The following is a 19048-nucleotide window of genomic DNA, read 5'->3' as shown; positions in this document are numbered from 1 at the left end:
TCTCGCCCCGGCCCGTCCCGGGACCCCGGTGATCGCTGCGTAGGGTGGACCCGAGCGCTTGCTGTGCTCTCACCCCGACAGCCCACCGAAGGGAAGCACGACGATGGCGATCCAGGTCGGCGACAAAGCGCCCGACTTCGAGCTCAAGGACAACCACGGCCGCACCGTGAGGCTCTCGGACCTCCGTGGTGAGAAGAACGTGGTCCTGCTCTTCTACCCCTTCGCCTTCACCGGCGTGTGCACCGGCGAGCTGTGCGAGCTGCGCGACAACCTGCCGAAGTTCGCGGACCGCGACACCCAGCTGCTCGCCGTCTCCAACGACTCCATCCACAGCCTGCGCGTCTTCGCCGAGCAGGAGGGCCTCGAGTACCCGCTGCTGAGCGACTTCTGGCCGCACGGCAACGTCTCGCGCGCCTACGGCGTCTTCGACGAGGACAAGGGCTGCGCCGTCCGCGGCACCTTCATCATCGACAAGGACGGTGTGGTGCGGTGGACCGTGGTCAACGGCCTGCCGGACGCCCGCGACCTCGACGAGTACGTGAAGGCCCTCGACACCCTGTGAGCCGGCCGCACGGCCGACACCTGTGATCCTTCAGGTCCAGGGTCTGCGGGGGGCGGGAACCCGTCACTAGGATCGGCTCGTTGATCCCATATCCGAAGCACGACGGGGCTCCCCGCCCCTGGACACCACATGGAGGACTCGTGGGAGTCAGCCTCAGCAAGGGCGGCAACGTATCGCTGACGAAGGAGGCCCCGGGCCTGACCGCGGTCCTCGTCGGTCTGGGCTGGGACGCCCGCACCACGACCGGCACCGACTTCGACCTCGACGCCAGCGCGCTGCTGCTGAACAACTCGGGCAAGGTCGTCAGCGACCAGCATTTCGTCTTCTTCAACAACCTCAAGAGCCCCGACGGCTCGGTCGAGCACACGGGTGACAACCTCACCGGTGAGGGCGAGGGCGACGACGAGGTCATCAAGGTCAACCTCGCCGGTGTCCCGGCCGACGTCGAGAAGATCGTCTTCCCGGTCTCCATCTACGACGCCGACAACCGCCAGCAGTCCTTCGGTCAGGTCCGCAACGCCTACATCCGCGTGGTGAACCAGACCGGAGGCCAGGAGATCGCCCGCTACGACCTCAGCGAGGACGCCTCCACCGAGACCGCCATGGTCTTCGGCGAGCTGTACCGGAACGGCCCGGAGTGGAAGTTCCGCGCCATCGGCCAGGGCTATGCCTCCGGGCTGCGCGGCATCGCCCAGGACTTCGGCGTCAACGTCTGACGTCCGCAGGGGCAGAACCGTCCGGCGCCGCACCGTTTACGGTCGGCGCCGGACGCGCAGGACAACCAGGGAAGCACCGCTAGGGGAGGACCATCACCATGGGCGTCACGCTCGCCAAGGGAGGCAACGTCTCCCTCTCCAAGGCCGCACCGAACCTCACCAACGTCATGATCGGGCTCGGCTGGGACGCGCGTTCCACCACCGGTGCCCCCTTCGACCTGGACGCCAGCGCGCTGCTGTGCGGCGCCGCCAACCGGGTGCTGGGCGACGAGTGGTTCGTGTTCTACAACCAGCTCAAGAGCCCCGACGGCTCGGTCGAGCACACGGGTGACAACCTCACCGGTGAGGGCGAGGGCGACGACGAGACGATCCTGGTGAACCTGACCAAGGTTCCGGCGCACTGCGAGAAGGTCGTCTTCCCGGTCTCCATCCATATGGCGGACGAGCGCGGCCAGACCTTCGGCCAGGTCTCCAACGCCTTCATCCGCGTGCTCAACCAGGCCGACGGCCAGGAGCTCGCGCGCTACGACCTCAGCGAGGACGCCTCCACCGAGACGGCGATGATCTTCGGCGAGCTCTACCGCTACCAGGGCGAGTGGAAGTTCCGTGCCGTGGGTCAGGGGTACGCGTCCGGACTCCGCGGTATCGCTCTAGACTTCGGAGTCAACGTTTCGTAAAGCCGAGTACGGCGCGGGGGAAACTCTCCCCCCAGACTTCGTCTGGGAGGTGCCCCCACAACACGATGGGGTAGCCAGTGCTTCTGAAAACCTTCGGCTGGTCGTTCGCGATCACCGCGCTCGGGCTGGTCGCCGCGGTCTTCTACGGTGGGTGGGAGGCCTTCGGTGTCGTGGCGATCCTGGCCGTCCTCGAGATCTCGCTGTCGTTCGACAACGCGGTGGTCAACGCCGGAATCCTGAAGAAGATGAACGCCTTCTGGCAGAAGATCTTCCTCACGGTCGGCGTCCTCATCGCCGTCTTCGGCATGCGGCTGGTCTTCCCCGTCGTCATCGTGGCCATCACCGCGAAGCTCAACCCGTACGACGCGGTCCACCTCGCCCTGACGGACAAGGACCGCTACCAGCAGCTCGTCACCGACGCCCACCCGGCGATCGCCGCCTTCGGTGGCATGTTCCTGCTGATGATCTTCCTGGACTTCATCTTCGAGGACCGGGACATACAGTGGCTGCAGTGGATCGAGCGGCCCCTGGCCAAGCTCGGCAAGGTCGACATGCTGTCGGTCTGCATCTCCCTGATCGTCCTGCTGATCACGTCCTTCACCTTCGCCACCCAGGCCCACCAGCACGGCGGCGCCCACGCCGACAAGGCGCAGACGGTCCTGATCGCCGGCATCGCCGGCCTGATCACGTACATGATCGTCGGCGGCCTGTCCGGCTACTTCGAGGACCGGCTGGAGGAAGAGGAGGAGCGCGAGCACGAGGAGGAGGAAGAGGCCGCCCGCACCGGCAAGCAGAAGTCGGCGGTGCTGCTGGCCGGCCAGGCCGCGTTCTTCATGTTCCTCTACCTGGAGGTCCTGGACGCGTCCTTCTCCTTCGACGGTGTGATCGGCGCCTTCGCCATCACGAACGACATCGTCATGATGGCCCTCGGTCTAGGCATCGGGGCGATGTACGTCCGTTCGCTCACCGTGTACCTGGTCCGCCAGGGCACCCTCGACGACTACGTCTACTTGGAGCACGGCGCCCACTACGCGATCGGCGCCCTGGCCGTGATCCTCATGGTCACGATCCAGTACGAGATCAACGAGGTCATCACCGGTCTCGTCGGTGTCGTCCTGATCGCCCTTTCGTTCTGGTCCTCCGTCCGCCGCAACCGCGCGCTGGAGGGCGCCGGCGACACCAACGGGGAGAAGACCGAGGTCCCCTCCGGGGTGTGACACCCCGGCGGGTGAGGAACGCTTCGTTTCGGGGCGGCCGACTTGTCGTCGGCCGCCCCGACGGCGTGCACGACGAGTACCGGTCATCTGGGGGCGGGAATGGGCTTCTTCGACGGGCTGCTGGGCGGGCGCGCTGCCGACTTCGACACCGGCAGCGCCTCCTCCAACGCGATCGAACTCACCAGGCGGCACCAGACGGTGTCCCTGACCAAACAGGACGCGGCCACCGGCCATCTGCGCATCAACCTGACCTGGCGGATGCGCACCTCCGACTTCGACGGGGCCCAGCGGACCAGCCTGCTGCGGCACCCCTTCAAGGCCCTGAAGCCGCCGGAGGTCCTCGGACACGGGCAGAGCATGGTCAACGTCGACCTCGACCTCGGCTGCCTGTACGAGCTGTCCGACGGCACCAAGGGGGTCGTCCAGCCGCTGGGCGGCTATCTGGGCGACGTCAACACACCGCCGTACATCAAGCTCAGCGGGGACGACCGGTTCGGGTCGGCGTCGGGCGAGACGATGTACGTCAACCTCGACCACCGCGACCGCATCAAGCGGCTGCTGGTCTTCGTCTACATCTACGACCAGACACCGGCCTTCGACCGTACGCACGCCATCGTCACGCTCTACCCCAGCAACGGCCCGCGCATCGAGATAGGCCTGGACGAGCGCCACCCCCAGGCCCGCTCCTGCGCCGTCGTGCTGATCGAGAACGTCAAGGGCGAACTGGTCGTCCGCCGCGAGGTCAAGTTCGTGTACGGCTTCCAGGGGGAGCTGGACCGGCTGTACGGGTGGGGCCTGCAGTGGGGGCGCGGCTACAAGACCAAGGCGGACCACTAGTCCCGCCGCCCCCTGTGGTCCCGCCGCCCCTGCGGCCTACCGCCCGACGAACTGCGGTCCCTGCGGGGGCAGTCGGAAGTTCGGGTCCGGGGCGGTGAGGACCGGCTGGGGCTGGGGGTAGCCGTAGGCCGGCTGGGCCGAGGCCGGCTGCGGGTAGCCGTACGCCGGCTGGGGATAGCCGTACGCGGGCTGCTGCGGCACCGCCGACGTCGGCTGCTCCGGAGGCAGCGGCTGGGCCGCCCGCGGCTCCTCCTCCGCCTCCGACTCGTCCACCGAGATGCCGTAGTCCGTGGCCAGGCCCTTCAGGCCGTTGGAGTAGCCCTCGCCCAGCGCGCGGAACTTCCAGCCCTCCCCGCGCCGGTAGAGCTCACCGCAGATCAGCGCCGTCTCCGCGCCGGTCTCCGGCTTGATCTCGAATCGGGCCAGCGGCTCCGCGTCGGCCACCGAGCCGTCGTACAGCATGATGCACAGGGCCGGCACCCGGTCGAAGGAGATCCCGTCCGCCGAGGCGACCAGCAGGATCCGGCCGATGTCCGGCTCGACCCCGGAGAGGTCTGACTGGATCGTGTCGGTCAGACCTTCGGTCACGCGCTTCTTGCCCAGCCGCCACACCTTCCCCGAGGGGTGCCGGGGCTGGTTGTAGAACACGAAGTCCTCGTCGGAGCGCACACGGCCCTCGGGTCCCAGCAGCAGCGCGGAGGCGTCCACGTCCGGCACCGCCTGTCCGGGCGTCCAGCGCAGCACGGCGCGCACCGTGGCGGCCTCCAGCGGGACGTTCGACCCCTTCAGCATCGCGTGCGTCATGCGGTCATCCTGCCTTCTCGGTCCTGGCCACGACAATGCGGGGGGTGCGGGCCGCCGACACGGCCGAGTTACCGGAAATTCATGCCCGAAGGGAACCTCCGACATGGATCCCTACGTACTATTACCGGCCACCCTTTACCGAATCCACAGGCTCGGCGCGCACCCCGAGGGAGTCATATGCGTCATTTCGGGCACATCGCCCCCGAGGTGCGGCAGCGCCTCTTCCACCGGGAGCCGTGCGCGTTCACCGCCGACTCCCCGGCCCGGCTGCTCGCCGCGGCCCTGGGCGCCACGCTGTACAGCCCGGCCACCCGGCCGCGGCTCGCCGACGACATCCTCAAGCAGGCGGACAAAGGCGTGGTCTCCATGGTGCTGTGCCTGGAGGACTCGATCGACGACGCGGACGTGGTGGCGGGCGAGGAGAACCTCGTCGCCCAGTTCGCCGACCTCGACTCCCGCGCGGGAGCCGAGCCGCCCCTGCTGTTCATCCGGGTGCGCGCCCCCGAGCAGATCCCCGACCTCGTACGACGCCTCGGCGCGTCCGTACGGCTGCTGTCCGGATTCGTGCTGCCCAAGTTCACCGAGGAGCGCGGCATCCCGTTCCTGGAGGCCCTGACCGCCGCCGGAACCGACAGCGGCCGCCGGCTCTTCGCCATGCCGGTGCTCGAGTCCCCGGAACTGCTGTACCGCGAGTCGCGCGTGGACACCCTGGAGGGCATCTTCCGCGCCGTCGACAAGTACCGCGACCGGGTCCTCGCGCTCCGCCTCGGCGTGACGGACTTCTGCTCCTCCTACGGGCTGCGCCGCGCCCCCGACATGACCGCCTACGACGTCCAGGTCGTCGCCTCCGTGATCGCCGACGTCGTGAACATGCTGGGCCGCGCCGACGGTACCGGGTTCACCGTCACCGGGCCCGTGTGGGAGTACTTCCGGGTCTCCGAACGCATGTTCAAGCCGCAGCTGAGGCAGAGCCCCTTCCTCGAGGTGCAGGCCGTCGAGCTGCGCGAGAAGCTCATCGAGCACGCCATGGACGGGCTGCTGCGGGAGATCTCCCTCGACCAGGCCAACGGCCTGCTCGGCAAGACCTGCATCCACCCCTCCCACGTCCTCCCCGTGCACGCGCTGTCCGTGGTCAGCCACGAGGAGTTCAGCGACGCCCAGGACATCCTGCGGCCGGAACGGGGCGGCGGGGGTGTACTCCGGTCGGCCTATACGAACAAGATGAACGAGGTGAAACCGCACCGCGCCTGGGCCGAGCGGACCCTGCTGCGCGCCGAGGTCTTCGGCGTCGCCAACGAGGACGTCGGCTTCGTGGAGCTCCTCGCCGCCGGAATACCCGGCTGATCCCCTCCCACACCGTCCAAGGAACGCATGAACTACGCAGTGAACGACGGGGTCTGGTCCGGCAGCTGGGTCGCCGAGCGGCTCGGAGTCGAACTCGTGGGCGACGACGGCCTGCCGGCCCTGCTCGGCCTCGCCCTGCGCCGCAACCCCAAGCGGGCCCACCTCCTGGTCTCGCACGTGCTCGGCAAGCACGTCCCGCAGTCGCCGGCCGTCGTCTACGACCACGGGTACCGGCTGGGGCGCCGGGTCGCCGCGCTGCTCGGCGAGGAGGAGACGGAGAACGCCGTCGTCCTGGGCTACGCGGAGACCGCGACCGGGCTGGGCCACGCCGTCGCCGACGGGCTCGGCACGGCGCCGTACCTGCACTCCACGCGCCGGCCGGTGGCCGGGGTCGCCCCGGCGGGCGGCTTCGAGGAGTCGCATTCGCACGCCACGTCGCACCTTCTGCTGCCCGAGGACCCCGCGCTGCTCGCCGGCGACGGCCCGCTGGTCCTGGTCGACGACGAGTTCTCCACCGGCAACACCGTGCTGAACACCATCCGCGACCTGCACGAACGGTACCCGCGGCGGCGGTACGTGGTGGTCGCGCTGGTCGACATGCGCTCGCCCGGGGACGCGGAACGGATGGAACGATTCGCCGCCGAGATCGGCGCCCAGATCGAGCTGATCGCCGCCGCCTCCGGGACCGTACGGCTCCCGGAAGGCGTGCTGGAGAAAGGGCAGCGACTGGTGGCCCGGCACGAGTCCGCCGGACACCAGCGCGACGCGGTCGCCCGCACGCACGCGGCGGAGCCGCACGACCTCCCGCCCCGCACCCCTGACGCGACACCGGGGCCCCGGCGCGTCGACCTCCACTGGCCGCACCGTCTCCCCGACGGCGGCAGGCACGGGTTCACCCCCGCCCACCGCACCCGCCTCGAAGCCGCCCTCCCCGCCATGGCCGGGCGCATAGCCGACGCGCTGCCCCCCGACGCCCGCCGCATCCTCGTCCTCGGCAACGAGGAGCTGATGTACGCCCCGCTCCGGCTCGCCCGGCAACTGGAGCGGACCACCGGCGCCGAGGTGCGCTTCTCCACCACCACCCGCTCGCCCGTCCTCGCCGTCGACGACCCCGGCTACGCCATCCGCACCCGCCTGGTCTTCCCCGCCCACGACGACCCGGCCGACGGCCCCGGCGAGCGCTACGCCTACAACGTCGCGGGCGGCGGCTTCGACACCGTCGTCGCCGTCGTCGACTCCGCCGCCGACACCCCCGCCCTGCACGCACCCGACGGCCTGCCGGCCCGCCTCGCCGAACACGTCCCGCACGTCCTGCTCGCGGTCGTCCCCACCTACCTCCCCGCGCCCCCGCCCGCACCCGAAAGGCCGGCCATGCTGCCCGAGCCCCTCCGCGGCCCCGCATTCTCCTCGTACGCGCCCGACGAGGTCGGCTGGCTGCTCCAGGACCTCTCCGACGCCACCCTGGAGGCGCCGACCGAGGAACGGGAGGAGGCCATCCAGAGCGGCGGCGCCCACTACGCCGAGTCGCTGCCCGTGGAGTACCAGCCCAGCGACCAGTACCAGGAGCTGTTCCACACCGCCCTCGACGCCTGTGCCGCCCGCCTCGCCCACGCCGTCGGCGTGGTCACCGAGACGGTGATCACCGAGCGCTCACCGCGCCCCGTCCTGGTCTCCCTGGCCCGCGCCGGCACCCCCGTCGGCGTCCTCATGCGCCGCTGGGCCCGCTTCCGGCACGGACTCGACCTCCCGCACTACGCCGTCTCCATCGTGCGCGGCCGGGGCATCGACGCCAACGCGCTGCGCTGGCTCGCCGCCCACCACGACCCCCGCGACGTCGTCTTCGTCGACGGCTGGACCGGCAAGGGCGCCATCACCCGCGAACTCGCCCAGGCCATCGAGGAGTTCCAGGCCAAGGAGGGCGTCACCGGCTTCGACCCGGAGATCGCCGTACTCGCCGACCCCGGCTCCTGCGTGCGCACCTACGGCACCCGCGAGGACTTCCTCATACCCTCCGCCTGCCTCAACTCCACCGTCTCCGGCCTGATCTCCCGCACCGTCCTGCGCGCCGACCTGGTCGGCCCCGACGACTTCCACGGCGCCAAGTTCTACCGCGAACTCGCCGGCGCCGACGTCTCCGTCGCCTTCCTCGACGCCGTCTCCGCCCGCTTCCCCGAGGTCACCGACACCGTCGACGAAGCGGTCAAGGAACTGATGGCCGAGGACCGCACCCCCACCTGGGAGGGCTGGCGCGCCGTCGAGCGCATCAGCGAGGAGTACGGCATCCACGACGTGAACCTCGTCAAGCCCGGCGTCGGCGAGACCACCCGCGTCCTGCTGCGCCGGGTGCCCTGGAAGATCCTGGCCCGCGCCGGCGCGGGCGCCGACCTCGACCACGTCCGACTGCTCGCCGGACAGCGCGGGGTACCGATAGAGGAGGTCGGCGAGCTGCCCTACACCTGCGTCGGCCTGATCCACCCCCAGTACACACGCGGCGCCACCGGCGCCGACGGCAAGGCGGTGAACGGCTGATGCCCGTGCTCGTGGCGAGCGACCTCGACCGTACGCTCATCTACTCCTCGGCCGCCCTGGCACTGACCATGCCCGACGCCAGGGCACCCCGGCTGCTGTGCGTGGAGGTCCACGAGGCCCGGCCGCTCTCCTACCTGACCGAGACCGCCGCCCAACTGCTCACCGACCTCGGCGACACCGCCGTCTTCGTGCCCACCACGACCCGCACCCGCAAGCAGTACCAGCGCATCAACCTGCCCGGCCCGCCCCCCAAGTACGCGATCTGCGCCAACGGCGGCCATCTGCTCGTCGACGGCGCCACCGACCACGACTGGCACGCCCGCGTACTCGCCCGGCTCGCCGACGAGTGCGCACCGCTCACGGAGGTCCACGAGCACCTGACCCGGACCGCCGACCCCGTCTGGCTGCGCAAGCACCGGATCGCCGAGGACCTCTTCACCTACCTCGTCGTCGAGCGGGAACTGCTGCCCGAGGACTGGGTCAAGGAACTCGCCGTCTGGGCGGAGAACCGCGGCTGGACCGTCTCCCTCCAGGGCCGCAAGATCTACGCCGTCCCGCAGCCCCTCACCAAGAGCGCCGCCGTCCGCGAGGTCGCCCGCCGTACCGGCGCGGAACTCACCCTCGCCGCCGGGGACTCCCTCCTCGACGCCGACCTGCTGCTCGCCGCCGACCGGGGCTGGCGCCCCGGCCACGGAGAACTGGCCGACAGCGCCTGGACGGCCCCGCACATCAGCGCGCTCCCCGAGCGCGGCGTACTCGCCGGGGAGCGCATCGTACGGGAGTTCCTGCGAACCGCCCGGCAGGGCGGCTAGCCGCAGCAGCCGCCACCGCAGCAGCCGCCGCCCCCGCCCGCACCGGGCGCCGGGGCCGGCGCGCCGGCCGTCCCGCCCACGGCCACCGCCGACAGCAGCTTCACCGTGTCGTCATGGCCCGCGGGGCAGCTCGCGGGATCACCGGACTCCGCCATCGGGCGGCTCAGTTCGAAAGTGTCGCCGCAGGTCCGGCAACGGTACTCATAGCGAGGCATGGGCACAGACTAACCGGCCGGTGGCAGCTCGGCCCCCTGCTCGGGCCGCTGCCGCTCCGCCGCATCAGGGTGGCGCGCCCGCCAGTACGGATTGTCGTGCGGCAGGGTCGACCCGACCCGGCCGTACATGCCGAACGTCATCAGCAGCAGGCCCACCACAAAGCTGAACAGCACGTTCGGGATCCGGAACGCCAGGAAGTTGTTCGGGGTGTCCAGCAGCCCCAGGAACAGGAAGCCGTTCAGCAGGAACAGGATGCCGAGGACCATGTTCAGCGTCGACGCGAAGTTCCCGCCGACCACCATGCCGATCATCAGCACCGCGCCGATGCAGATCGACAGCACACTCAGCGTGCCGTTGGTGTTCAGCCCGATGATCGTGGCGCCGCCGATACCGAAGAACCCGATGTGGTTGATCAGGCCCAGGATGCCGAAGGCGATCAGGAACGCGCCGATCACGCCCGCCCCGATCCGGTAGACCTGGTTCAGCCGGTGATCGACGGGCAGATGGTCGTCCAGCCTCGTCCGCTGCCGGTTCCGGGCATTCCTCGAGTGCACTGCGTGTGTGGCCATGTCCGCCTCCCTCGGGCGCTAGCGGAGGCCATCCGTCCGTCCAATATCCGCCTGCCCGCCCCCACCCGGCAACACACGAGACTCCACACCCCGGCCGGCACCCGGCACGGGTCCACGGGCCTCCGCCCAGGTCGGCGCCCCGCTCAGTGCCCGCCGCCGCGCTCCTCGCGGATCCGCGTCACCACCCGAGCGGCCGACTGCCGCACCGCGTCCGTCTCGGTCAGAAAACTCCAGTAGTCCGGATGCCGGCCCTGCAACGCGCCGACCGCCCGCTCCAGCCGCGCCACCGCCTCGTCCAGCGGCCCCGCATGCCGCGGATCGGGCGTCGCACGCCCCGTCATCGCCAGCCGCTGCGCATCCCGGATCGCGAACCGCGTCCGCTCGATCTCCGCCTGCGGGTCCTTCTGCACCGCGTTCAGCCTCGTCAGCCGCTCCCCGGCGGCCGAGACGGCATCGTCGGTGGCGTTCAGCAGCGCCCGCACCGTCGACAGCAGCGACGTCGCCTCCGGCCAGCGCTGGGCGTCCCGCGCCGACTGCGCGTCCCGCAGCTTCACCTCCGCCTGCCGCACGTTCTCCGCGGCCTGCGCCGGCACCTGCTGAAGATCCTGCCAGCACGCCGCCGCGAACCGCCGCCGCAGCTCGCTCAGCACCGGATCCACCTGCCCCGCACGCGTGGTCAGCGCCTGAGCCCTGGTCCGCAGCGACACCAGCCGGTGATCGATCTCCGCCGCCTTCTCCGGCAGCCGCTCCGCCTCGGCCCGGATCGCCCCGGCCTCCCGCTGCACCCGCCCGGCCCGCTCCAGCGTCTCCTGCGCCCCGTGCTGCCCGGCACCCTGGTTCAGCTTCGTCAGCTCCGGCGACAGGGCGGCCAGCCGCGCGGCCAGATCATCGGCCCGCAGACCGTGCTCCCGTACGGCGTCCAGCGCGTTGCTCGCGCCCAGCAGCGCCTGCCGGGCCCGCTCCACCGCCGGCGCGAGCCGGGCCAGCCGGGTCTCGGCCGACCCGAGCAGCGGCCCGAGCGAACCGCCGAAACGCTCCAGCTCCTCCTTGACCCGGACCAGCTCGTCCCGCGCCGCCGTCAGCTCACCGCGCGCCCGCGCCGCCGCCCCGGCCTCCAGATCCACCCGGTCCAGGTCATGGGCGTCGACGGCCTGGATGTACCGCTGGCTGACCTCGTCGATCCGCCGGCCGAGCCCCTCGAAGTCGGAGATCGCACGCCGGGCCGCGGGGGAGTCGTCCACCGCCGTGATGGTCTCGATGGAGATCCTCAGGTCCCGCTGCGCGGTGTCCAGCTCGTAGAACGCGGCCGCCGCCGCGTCCTTCGCGGCCTGCGCCTCGGCCCGCTGGCTCTCCGCCCGGCCGCCGAACCAGCGCCGCGTACCCCCGCCGGCGAACGCCGCGGGCAGCGCCAGCGCGGCCAGCACCGGCAGGCCCATCAGCGTGAGCGTGTCCCGCAGGGCCGTGGGCCCGCGCCGAGCCCGCGCGGTGGACGACGGCGGGTACGGCTGTGTCGATGGCGTGCCCGGTCTCGCCGTCACATCCCTCTCCCGTGCTGTGGTTCGCCCTGGGTGGTGTCATTCTCCCACCCGTTGAAGACGAACACACGAGCCGGTCAGTTCGCGGTGCGCACGGTGACTTTCCCGTTCGAGGAACCGGCCGTCACCGAGTGCGGGGCACCACGACCGTCACCTCACCGTTGCCGCTGCTCCCACCCCGGTCGGCCCCGGGTTCCGGCCGATTCGGGTTTGCCGTGCAGTGCCACCGGCAAGGTACGCTGTCGACTCGTCCTGGGCGCGGTCCAGGCGCGGGTGCGTAGCTCAGGGGTAGAGCGCCTGCCTTACAAGCAGGATGTCGGCGGTTCGAAACCGTCCGCGCCCACCGTGCGAGGAGCCCCCGGCCGTTGTGGCCGGGGGCTTTGTCGTGTCAGGTGGGTTCGTGGGCGTGCTTCAGCCGGCTGCGGGCCTCCGTGCGCTGGTCGGCCACGACCTCGGCCCAGAAGCGGTGGGTGCTGACGAAGACCGCGAGTTCGTGTTCGCGCCGCCGGAGCTTCTCCACCTCGGCCTGTTCGTCGGCCGTCCAGCCGGGGGAAGCGGGCCGCTCCACCTTGCGCCAGCCGGTGTCGTCGCTGACGGCGTCCATCGGCTCGACCGACCAGGGCAGCCGCTTGAGCAGGGCCGACAGCTCGGCCCGGACCTGATGCAGCTCCTCCTGACCGGCGAGGAGGTCACTGGGGAATTCATAGGTCGTAGCCACGCGACAATGCTACGCCTGTTCGATTTTGCGGGGCGAGTTCGGTTGTGAGGTTCACGCGAACGGGTGTTCCGACCCGGCCGGGCCCCCGCTACCCGGTCGTCGGCAGGCCCGCCCGGGCGGCGAGGTCGCCGAGGGCCGCGTGGAGCGCCTCGCGCTGGGGCTCGGCGAGGTGGGCGGTCAGCTCCGTGTCCAGGGCGCGGGCCTCCGCCGCGCAGAGGGACAGGAGTTCGTGCCCGTGGCCGGTGAGGGTGAGGACCTGGCGGCGGCGGTCGTCGGGGTCGCGCATCCGCTGGACCGCGCCGAGCGACTCCAGATGGTCGGCGAGGGAGACCATCAGGCTCGGGGCCACGCCGAGGCGTCCCGCCAGCTCCTGCTGCGAGGCGAACGAGCCCTGGCCGAGGGCCGTGAGGAGTCCGACGTGCTTCGGCTTGAGGTCGTGGCGCTCGATCCGTTCCGCGAACCGGTCGCCGACCACCGCTCCCAGCGTGCCCAGCCGGAACACCAGCGTGTGGGGCAGTCCGGCGGAACCCATGGTTTCGTCCATGAAGGGGATGGTAGCTTGCCAAAATCATTCTGAATCTGAATGATTCAGTGATGGGTGCGTTCCGCTGGAGCGGGGAGGCTGGTGGTCGTCATGTCCGCGCACACGGTGGTCGGTCTGCTCAACGCGCTTGCCGCGCTCGTCTCGGGGCTCGCGAGTGTGGCCGGGCTCGCCCGGCCGGCCATGGCTCTCGCGGCCGGTGAGGCCGTCAACTCCGGGGTCGTCTTCTTCGCCCGCGCCTACGCCGCCCGGGCCCTGCCCCTGAGCGCCGCCGTGCTGGTGCTCCTGGCGGCCGGCTCCTGGGATCTGCTCGGCCCGGTCCTCGTCGTCGCCGGCCTGGCGCAGCTGGGCGACGCCGCGATCGGCGCCGCCCGCCGCACCCCGGGCATGCTGCTCAGCGCGGGCGCGCTCGCCGCGGTGCACCTGGTCTCGGCCCAGTGGCTGCTCGCCCGCTGAGCCCCTGGGGCGAAGGCGTCGGGTTCCGGGGAGAGTCGGGGGCCCGAGCAGCCGTGCGCCTCAGTGGCCGGCGGCCCGGAGTTCCCGTACGAGCCGTGCCGTCACCGGTACCGGCACGTCGTGCCGCTCGGCCGCGCGGAGCAACGCCCCCCCCGATGGCGTCGAGTTCGAGCGGTCGTCCGGCCTCGGCGTCGCGCTGCATGGAGGACTTGGCGGTGGGCGGGAAGGCGTCGTACCGGGCGAGGGCCTGGGCCGGGTCGGCGGGGGCGCCGCAGGCGCGGCTGACCTCGGTGGTCTCCGCGACCAGCGCCCGCAGATCCGCGCGGTGGCGGGTGCGGGCCTCGCCGAGCGGGACGCCGTACCTCGTGGTGAGCAGGGCGAAGGGGGCGAGGAACGCCATCTTCGCCCACAGGGCGGCCGTCTCGTCCTCGACCACACGGGCGGTCGTGCCGGCGGCGGTGAGGACGGCGGCGAGTGCGTCGAGGCGGGCGCGGGGTACGCCGTCCCCGGCGAGGTCGATCTCCGTGAACGGGCTGCCGTGTTCGATCACGCCCGGCCGGAGCCGGGTGGACTCCACGCGGATCACCGCCGGGGCGACCCGGTCGGGGCGGTGGCGGGCGCGCAGCGCGGCGGGGTGTTCGACGCCGTTCAGGAGCGGTACGACGAGGGCGTCGCCGAGCGCGGCGGGCGGGATGCGGGTCAGGGCGTCGTCGAGGGTGGTGTGCTTGACGGTGATCAGGCAGGCGTCCACCGGTTCGCGCAGCTCGGTGTCCGCCTCGACGGGGGCGGTGAACTCGCCGAACTGCGTGCTGCGGACGGTGATTCCGCCGCGGCGCAGGGTGTCGGCCGTGCCCTCCCGCGCCAGGCAGAGGACGCGGTGGCCGGCGCGGGACAGGAGGGCGGCGAGGAGGCCGCCGGTGCCGCCGGGGCCGAGGACGGCCACGGTGTGCTGGTTCGTCATGGAGTTGTTCCTTTCGACGGTCGGCCCCGGTTCCGGTGGCCGCCTTCGGCGGGATCATCGCAGGAGCGGGCGGGGTGCTTGAGACTGGGGGTATGTGCCGGAGTATCAAGACGCTGCGTCCGCCCGTGCTGCCCGATGAGGCCACGGAGGACGAGATCCACGCCGCCGCGCTGCAGTACGTGCGCAAGGTCTCGGGCTTCCGCGCCCCGGCCGCCCACAACCGCGAGGTCTTCGACGCGGCCGTGGAGGCCGTCGCCCGTGCCACGGCCGAACTCCTCGGCGGGCTGGAGGTACGGGGGCAGGCCGTCCGTGCGCGGGCCGTGGAGGAGGCCGGGTAGCGGCAGCGGGGTGCCGGCGGCGGGGTGGGGCAACGTATGTCCTGACGGTCCGCCGGAGGAGGGGGAGTGCCGGCCGCCGGGTCGCGGTGTGCGTCGGTGCGGAGTTGTGCGGTATCTGATGGTTCGTCAACGCTCCGCGTGCGCTTGGCCGTTCGGGTGTCCGGCCAAGTGCGGATTCGGTCATGTTTTCGGATGGGGGTGCGGTCGCGCGGGCCTTTCCATGTGCGGTCCGCCCCGGGGCGGAGCCGTAAGCGGAAGCGGAACTCTGGCCAAATGTTGAACTTGCAAGCATAGATTAGGTTCGCCTAACCTGGGCCTCCGTTCGGTACCGCCGCCCCCACCGGCCCGCCTGTCCCCGGCGGGCTCGACCGACACCGAAATGGAGACACCCCCCATGCTGTCCGCGCGTCTCAACTCCGCTCAGCCCTATGCCTTCGGGCTCTTCCGCATCGTCGTCGGCCTGCTCTTCTCGGTGCACGGCGCCGCCTCCCTCTTCGGCGTCCTGGGCGGCGCCACGGGTACCAACGGCGGCACGATCGAGGCCGGCACCTGGCCCGGCTGGTACGCGGCCGTGATCCAGCTGGCCGCCGGCGCCCTGGTGCTCCTCGGCCTCGGCACCCGCGGGGCCGCGCTGCTGGCCTCCGGCTCGATGGCGTTCGCGTACTTCGACATCCACCAGAAGGCCGCGCTGTGGCCCATCCAGAACGGGGGTGAGCTCGCGGTGCTGTTCTGCTGGGCCTTCCTCGTGCTGGTCTTCACCGGCTCCGGCGCCTTCGGCCTCGACCGGGTGCTCGCCCGCCGTACGGCGGCGCAGCGCGAGCCCGCCGCCGGACAGGCCCCGATGGCGGCCTGATACGGCGCGGGAACGCGAACCGCACCCGACCCGGCAACGCGAACCACGGCGCCCTTTCCCGACCGCCCGGTGAGGGCGCCCGTGCCGCCGGCCCCTGATTTCCCACAAGCCCCGTAGCCCCCAGGGGCACCCGTTGTCACACCCCGGGCGTACGCTGTACGGCTGTCAACGGGGGAGTGACGGGAGTCGTTGTGTTGGAGAGCGTGGGGTCGCTGGCGGGCGGGCCGTGGATCTATGCCGTGGTGGCCCTGTCCGTGCTGCTCGACGTGTTCGTGCCGGTGCTGCCGAGCGGTGTGCTCGTGATCACGGCGGGCACGGCCGCCGCGGCGGGATCCGGCGCGGCGACCGGCCGGGTGCCGCACAACGTGCCGGACACCGCGGCCCTGATCCTCTCCGCGGCGACCGCCTCGGTCCTCGGCGACCTGGTGGCCTACCGTCTGGCCTGGCGGGGCGGGGAGCGCCTGGACCGGGCGATAGCCCGCTCCCGGCGGCTGACCACCGCGCAGGAACGTCTCGGCGAGGCCCTCGCCCGGGGTGGCGGCGCCCTCGTCGTGCTGGCGCGCTTCGCCCCCGCCGGCCGCTCGGTGGTCTCCTTCTGCGCGGGCGCCGCCCACCGCCGGGCCCGCGACTTCCTTCCCTGGTCCGCGCTGGCCGGACTGTCCTGGGCCGCCTACAGCGTGGCCCTCGGCTACTACGGCGCCCGGTGGCTGGGCGCGACCTGGCTGGCGACGGCGGTGTCGGTCGCCGCGCTGTTCGCGGCGGGGGCGGTGGCCGGTTTCCTGATGCGGCGGCGGCCGGCCTGAGGCGGCCGGCCCCGCGCGGGTGTCCCGGCGTCAGCCGATGCCGGTGACCTGGAGTGCGGTGGTCCAGTTGGTCTTGATGGCGGAGCGGGCGGCGGACAGGGTGATCCGGCCGGCGCACACGGCGTTCTTGAGCTTGGTCTCGACGCCGTCCTTGGAACTGGCCGTCGAGCTGCCGTAGCGCGGCTCGGGCCAGAGGTTCGTCGTGGCCTTGGGGGCGCCGCCGAGTTCCAGGGGCACGAGGTGGTCCTCCTCGTAGTCGGACATGTTGGTGTCCGAGTAGCCGTAGTCGACGATGCCCTGGGCCTTGAGCGCGTTGGTGTAGCTGGTGGAGGGCCGGACCGTGCTGGTCCACCCGGAGACGCAGATGGTGGAGCCGATGGTGGACTGCGTCACGTCCGGGTTGTACGCGCCGGGGGTGCAGGACGAGTCGGGCAGCGGCAGCCGGGACTGGGAGCAGGTGCTGGCCTGCGCGGTGCCGGCGCTGACGCCGAGGATGAGGCCGCTGACCGCGAGGGCGAGAGCGGACGCGGCGGCGGTGGACATGCGGGTGATGGAGCGCATGGAGGGTCTCCTGGGGAGTCATGGCCATGACAGGCTGAGCGCCGGCTGCCGGGCGAGGGCGGCGGCGAGTAAGCTCACTGCTCGACGCGCGTAGAGCCGCGGCGGCCGAACTCCGGTGTGGGGGTCGGGTGTTCGGCGGAACGCAGGAATGCTCGCGGGACCGTGTTGCCGGCAGGCGAGCACCTGGTTAGAAGCTAGTGACGTGTTCATGTCACGGCAAGGTTCGAGGCGTGACTTTTGCCTCCCGTACTATGGGGAGCGCAGAAGGGGAGTAGCTCTTCGCCGGACCGTCGACATACTGCTCAGCCAGCCTGAGCCGGCGCCCGGAGGCGGACCCTGTTCCAGGGCCGCCCAGCGAGACCTTCGGCAAGCAGTGCACGCCCGTGCCCTCCGGCGCGGGTGCCGAGTGTGCTGCCGTGCCGAGGTGTCATCGCGTACAGCACTCTCGGTGGGGTGGCCCGACCGATTGAGGAACCTTGATCAGCATTACCGTGACGGCGCTCGTCTTCGGCGTCATCTTCCTCGCCGAACTGCCGGACAAGACCGCGCTCGCCGGTCTCGTCCTCGGCACCCGCTACCGCGCCAGTTACGTCTTCACGGGCGTCGCCGCCGCCTTCCTGCTGCACGTCGTGCTCGCCGTGGCCGCGGGCAGCGTGCTGACCCTGCTGCCCCAGCGGCTCGTGCACGCCATCACCGGTGTCCTCTTCCTCGCCGGTGCCGCGATGCTGCTGCTGCACAAGGGCGAGGAGGAGGAAGAGATCAAGAAGCCCGCCGACCAGTCCTTCTGGAAGGTCGCGGGCACCGGCTTCATGCTCATCCTGGTCGCCGAGTTCGGCGATCTCACCCAGATCATGACCGCCAACCTCGCCGCCCGCTACAACGACCCGCTCTCCGTCGGCCTCGGCGCGGTGCTCGGCCTGTGGGCGGTCGCCGGACTCGGCATCGTGGGCGGAAAGGCCCTGATGAAGCGGGTGCCGCTGCGGCTGATCACGCAGATCGCGGCGCTGCTGATGGTGGCGCTCGGCGTGTGGAGCCTGTGGGAGGCGGTGGCGGGCTGAGCTGAACGGCGGGTGAATCCTTGCCGGGGGTGGTGGCGCAATCGCCATCCGGTTTTGTACCGTGGAGGAACAAAGTGGCTCCCGCCCGTTTTCCCTGACCGGCGGGCGGGGCCGCCTTGTCTCTCCCTGAGACCTCGGGGGCCTTCAGAGACCGCCCGTACGTCCCCTCGCCCCTGCCTTGGAGCTGCCGATGACGGCCACCGTCACGCCCACCGTCCTGACCGCCCGCGCCCTCCTGCTCGACATGGACGGCACCCTCGTCAACTCGGACGCCGTGGTCGAGCGCATCTGGCGGCGCTGGGCCGAGCGGCACGGGCTGGACGGCGACGATGTGATGAAGGTCGTGCACGGCCGTCAGGGGCACGCCTCCATGGCCGTGCTGCTGCCCGGTCGGCCCGTGGAGCAGAACCTCGCCGACAACGCGCGGATGCTCGCGGAGGAGACCGCGGACACCGACGGCGTGGTCCAGATCCCCGGCGCGGCCGGCTTCCTCGCCTCCCTGCGCGGTCTTCCGCACGCCCTGGTGACCTCGGCCGACGTCGCCCTGTCCACCGTGCGCATGGCGGCCGCCGGGCTGCCGCTGCCCGAGGTCCGCGTCACCGCCGAGTCGGTCGGCGCGAGCAAGCCGGACCCCGAGGGCTTCCTCAAGGGCGCCGCCGAACTGGGCGTCGACCCGGCCGACTGCGTCGTCTTCGAGGACTCCGGGGCCGGCATCGCGGCGGGGCGCGCCGCGGGTATGACCGTGGTCGGCGTCGGCCCGCGGGCCCCCTTCCACGAGCCCGACGTGGCCGTCCCCGACCTCACCGGCGTCCGCGTCGAGCCGCTGCCGGACGGCACCCTCCGCCTCCACGTCGCCTGACGGCCGGGGGCGGGGGTCGCGTGCGCCTAGGGGGTGTCGTTTGGATCAGGCCGGCCGTGAGGAACAGCGCTTGCCGGCCGAC

The 19048-nt window shown here is 71.6% G+C and carries 21 protein-coding genes, 1 tRNA gene and 1 pseudogene; 15 read left to right on the top strand and 8 right to left on the bottom strand.

Annotated elements, in window-relative coordinates; genetic code table 11:
• The first annotated feature begins 103 nt into the window (after window positions 1-103).
• The 5 genes from ACWEN3_RS02610 to ACWEN3_RS02590 all read left to right on the top strand — a co-directional run bounded on the left by ACWEN3_RS02610 (window position 104) and on the right by ACWEN3_RS02590 (window position 4009).
• The gene (locus ACWEN3_RS02610; RefSeq protein WP_452964733.1) at window positions 104-562 is read left to right on the top strand and encodes a peroxiredoxin; all 459 of its coding nucleotides are present in this window, start codon (window positions 104-106) and stop codon (window positions 560-562) included.
• Window positions 563-702: 140 nt separating this feature from the next.
• The gene (locus ACWEN3_RS02605) at window positions 703-1278 is read left to right on the top strand and encodes a TerD family protein (RefSeq protein ID WP_452964730.1); all 576 of its coding nucleotides are present in this window, start codon (window positions 703-705) and stop codon (window positions 1276-1278) included.
• A 98-nt stretch (window positions 1279-1376) separates the two neighbouring features.
• Complete coding sequence (locus ACWEN3_RS02600) at window positions 1377-1955, top strand: TerD family protein (RefSeq protein ID WP_452964727.1); 579 nt, start codon at window positions 1377-1379, stop codon at window positions 1953-1955.
• Window positions 1956-2032: 77 nt separating this feature from the next.
• The gene (locus tag ACWEN3_RS02595; RefSeq protein WP_452964724.1) at window positions 2033-3172 is read left to right on the top strand and encodes a DUF475 domain-containing protein; all 1140 of its coding nucleotides are present in this window, start codon (window positions 2033-2035) and stop codon (window positions 3170-3172) included.
• Window positions 3173-3271: 99 nt separating this feature from the next.
• Window positions 3272-4009 carry a TerD family protein gene (locus ACWEN3_RS02590; RefSeq protein WP_452964721.1) on the top strand — a complete coding sequence of 246 codons (738 nt, stop codon included), beginning with the start codon at window positions 3272-3274 and terminating at the stop codon, window positions 4007-4009.
• A 36-nt stretch (window positions 4010-4045) separates the two neighbouring features.
• Here ACWEN3_RS02590 and ACWEN3_RS02585 read toward each other — a convergent pair whose 3' ends face one another.
• The gene (locus ACWEN3_RS02585; RefSeq protein ID WP_452964718.1) at window positions 4046-4813 is read right to left on the bottom strand and encodes a TerD family protein; all 768 of its coding nucleotides are present in this window, start codon (window positions 4811-4813) and stop codon (window positions 4046-4048) included.
• 177 nt (window positions 4814-4990) lie between these two features.
• Between ACWEN3_RS02585 and ACWEN3_RS02580 the strand changes: the two genes are divergently transcribed.
• From ACWEN3_RS02580 to ACWEN3_RS02570, 3 genes are read left to right on the top strand one after another with little or no spacing between them, the layout of a single operon-like run.
• On the top strand, window positions 4991-6157 hold the full coding sequence (locus tag ACWEN3_RS02580; protein WP_452964715.1) for an HpcH/HpaI aldolase/citrate lyase family protein: 1167 nt from the start codon (window positions 4991-4993) through the stop codon (window positions 6155-6157).
• Between the two features lie 27 nt (window positions 6158-6184).
• Window positions 6185-8686: a phosphoribosyltransferase gene (locus ACWEN3_RS02575; protein WP_452964712.1), complete on the top strand. Its 2502-nt coding sequence runs from the start codon at window positions 6185-6187 to the stop codon at window positions 8684-8686.
• Window positions 8686-9498, top strand: coding sequence for an HAD family hydrolase (locus ACWEN3_RS02570; RefSeq protein WP_452964710.1), 813 nt, complete (start codon window positions 8686-8688; stop codon window positions 9496-9498). The genes ACWEN3_RS02575 and ACWEN3_RS02570 overlap by 1 nt, the downstream gene beginning before the upstream one ends.
• Here the strand turns inward: ACWEN3_RS02570 and ACWEN3_RS02565 are convergent.
• The 3 genes from ACWEN3_RS02565 to ACWEN3_RS02555 form a co-directional block, all read right to left on the bottom strand.
• Window positions 9495-9713 carry an FmdB family zinc ribbon protein gene (locus ACWEN3_RS02565; protein ID WP_452964708.1) on the bottom strand — a complete coding sequence of 73 codons (219 nt, stop codon included), beginning with the start codon at window positions 9711-9713 and terminating at the stop codon, window positions 9495-9497. The two genes, ACWEN3_RS02570 and ACWEN3_RS02565, sit on opposite strands and share 4 nt — an antisense overlap.
• A 9-nt stretch (window positions 9714-9722) precedes the next feature.
• A complete protein-coding gene (locus tag ACWEN3_RS02560) occupies window positions 9723-10283 on the bottom strand; it encodes a DUF4383 domain-containing protein (RefSeq protein ID WP_452964705.1) in 561 nt (186 codons plus the stop codon).
• 143 nt (window positions 10284-10426) lie between these two features.
• Window positions 10427-11821 carry a hypothetical protein gene (locus ACWEN3_RS02555; RefSeq protein ID WP_452964703.1) on the bottom strand — a complete coding sequence of 465 codons (1395 nt, stop codon included), beginning with the start codon at window positions 11819-11821 and terminating at the stop codon, window positions 10427-10429.
• A 268-nt stretch (window positions 11822-12089) separates the two neighbouring features.
• Between ACWEN3_RS02555 and ACWEN3_RS02550 the strand changes: the two genes are divergently transcribed.
• Window positions 12090-12161 (top strand) — tRNA-Val (locus ACWEN3_RS02550).
• 45 nt (window positions 12162-12206) lie between these two features.
• Here the strand turns inward: ACWEN3_RS02550 and ACWEN3_RS02545 are convergent.
• Both ACWEN3_RS02545 and ACWEN3_RS02540 read right to left on the bottom strand, forming a co-directional pair.
• Entirely contained in the window at window positions 12207-12536 is a 330-nt protein-coding gene (locus ACWEN3_RS02545; RefSeq protein WP_452964701.1) for a hypothetical protein, read from the bottom strand.
• A gap of 88 nt (window positions 12537-12624) precedes the next feature.
• Window positions 12625-13068 (bottom strand): MarR family winged helix-turn-helix transcriptional regulator, encoded by a 444-nt coding sequence (locus ACWEN3_RS02540; protein WP_452964699.1) that lies wholly within the window; start codon window positions 13066-13068, stop codon window positions 12625-12627.
• A 102-nt stretch (window positions 13069-13170) separates the two neighbouring features.
• Between ACWEN3_RS02540 and ACWEN3_RS02535 the strand changes: the two genes are divergently transcribed.
• Window positions 13171-13533, top strand: coding sequence for a hypothetical protein (locus tag ACWEN3_RS02535; RefSeq protein WP_452964697.1), 363 nt, complete (start codon window positions 13171-13173; stop codon window positions 13531-13533).
• Window positions 13534-13593: 60 nt separating this feature from the next.
• Here the strand turns inward: ACWEN3_RS02535 and ACWEN3_RS02530 are convergent.
• Window positions 13594-14494, bottom strand: a pseudogene (locus tag ACWEN3_RS02530) (ketopantoate reductase family protein).
• A gap of 92 nt (window positions 14495-14586) precedes the next feature.
• On the opposite strand from ACWEN3_RS02530, the gene ACWEN3_RS02525 reads away from it, so the two are divergent.
• From ACWEN3_RS02525 to ACWEN3_RS02515, 3 genes are all read left to right on the top strand, one after another.
• Window positions 14587-14832, top strand: a complete 246-nt coding sequence (locus ACWEN3_RS02525) for a DUF2277 domain-containing protein (RefSeq protein WP_452964694.1) — start codon at window positions 14587-14589, stop codon at window positions 14830-14832.
• 397 nt (window positions 14833-15229) lie between these two features.
• Complete coding sequence (locus ACWEN3_RS02520; protein WP_452964814.1) at window positions 15230-15685, top strand: DoxX family protein; 456 nt, start codon at window positions 15230-15232, stop codon at window positions 15683-15685.
• Between the two features lie 191 nt (window positions 15686-15876).
• The gene (locus tag ACWEN3_RS02515; RefSeq protein WP_452964691.1) at window positions 15877-16488 is read left to right on the top strand and encodes a DedA family protein; all 612 of its coding nucleotides are present in this window, start codon (window positions 15877-15879) and stop codon (window positions 16486-16488) included.
• A gap of 30 nt (window positions 16489-16518) precedes the next feature.
• Here ACWEN3_RS02515 and ACWEN3_RS02510 read toward each other — a convergent pair whose 3' ends face one another.
• A complete protein-coding gene (locus tag ACWEN3_RS02510) occupies window positions 16519-17049 on the bottom strand; it encodes a hypothetical protein (protein WP_452964689.1) in 531 nt (176 codons plus the stop codon).
• Between the two features lie 476 nt (window positions 17050-17525).
• Between ACWEN3_RS02510 and ACWEN3_RS02505 the strand changes: the two genes are divergently transcribed.
• Both ACWEN3_RS02505 and ACWEN3_RS02500 read left to right on the top strand, forming a co-directional pair.
• Window positions 17526-18107, top strand: a complete 582-nt coding sequence (locus ACWEN3_RS02505) for a TMEM165/GDT1 family protein (RefSeq protein ID WP_452964686.1) — start codon at window positions 17526-17528, stop codon at window positions 18105-18107.
• Window positions 18108-18297: 190 nt separating this feature from the next.
• The gene (locus tag ACWEN3_RS02500; RefSeq protein WP_452964683.1) at window positions 18298-18966 is read left to right on the top strand and encodes an HAD-IA family hydrolase; all 669 of its coding nucleotides are present in this window, start codon (window positions 18298-18300) and stop codon (window positions 18964-18966) included.
• The last annotated feature ends 82 nt before the right edge of the window (window positions 18967-19048 follow it).

This window comes from Streptomyces sp. NPDC004561 (assembly GCF_053602155.1).
Note: the sequence above shows the minus strand (reverse complement) of the source record. Positions and strands in the feature narration are given on the sequence as shown.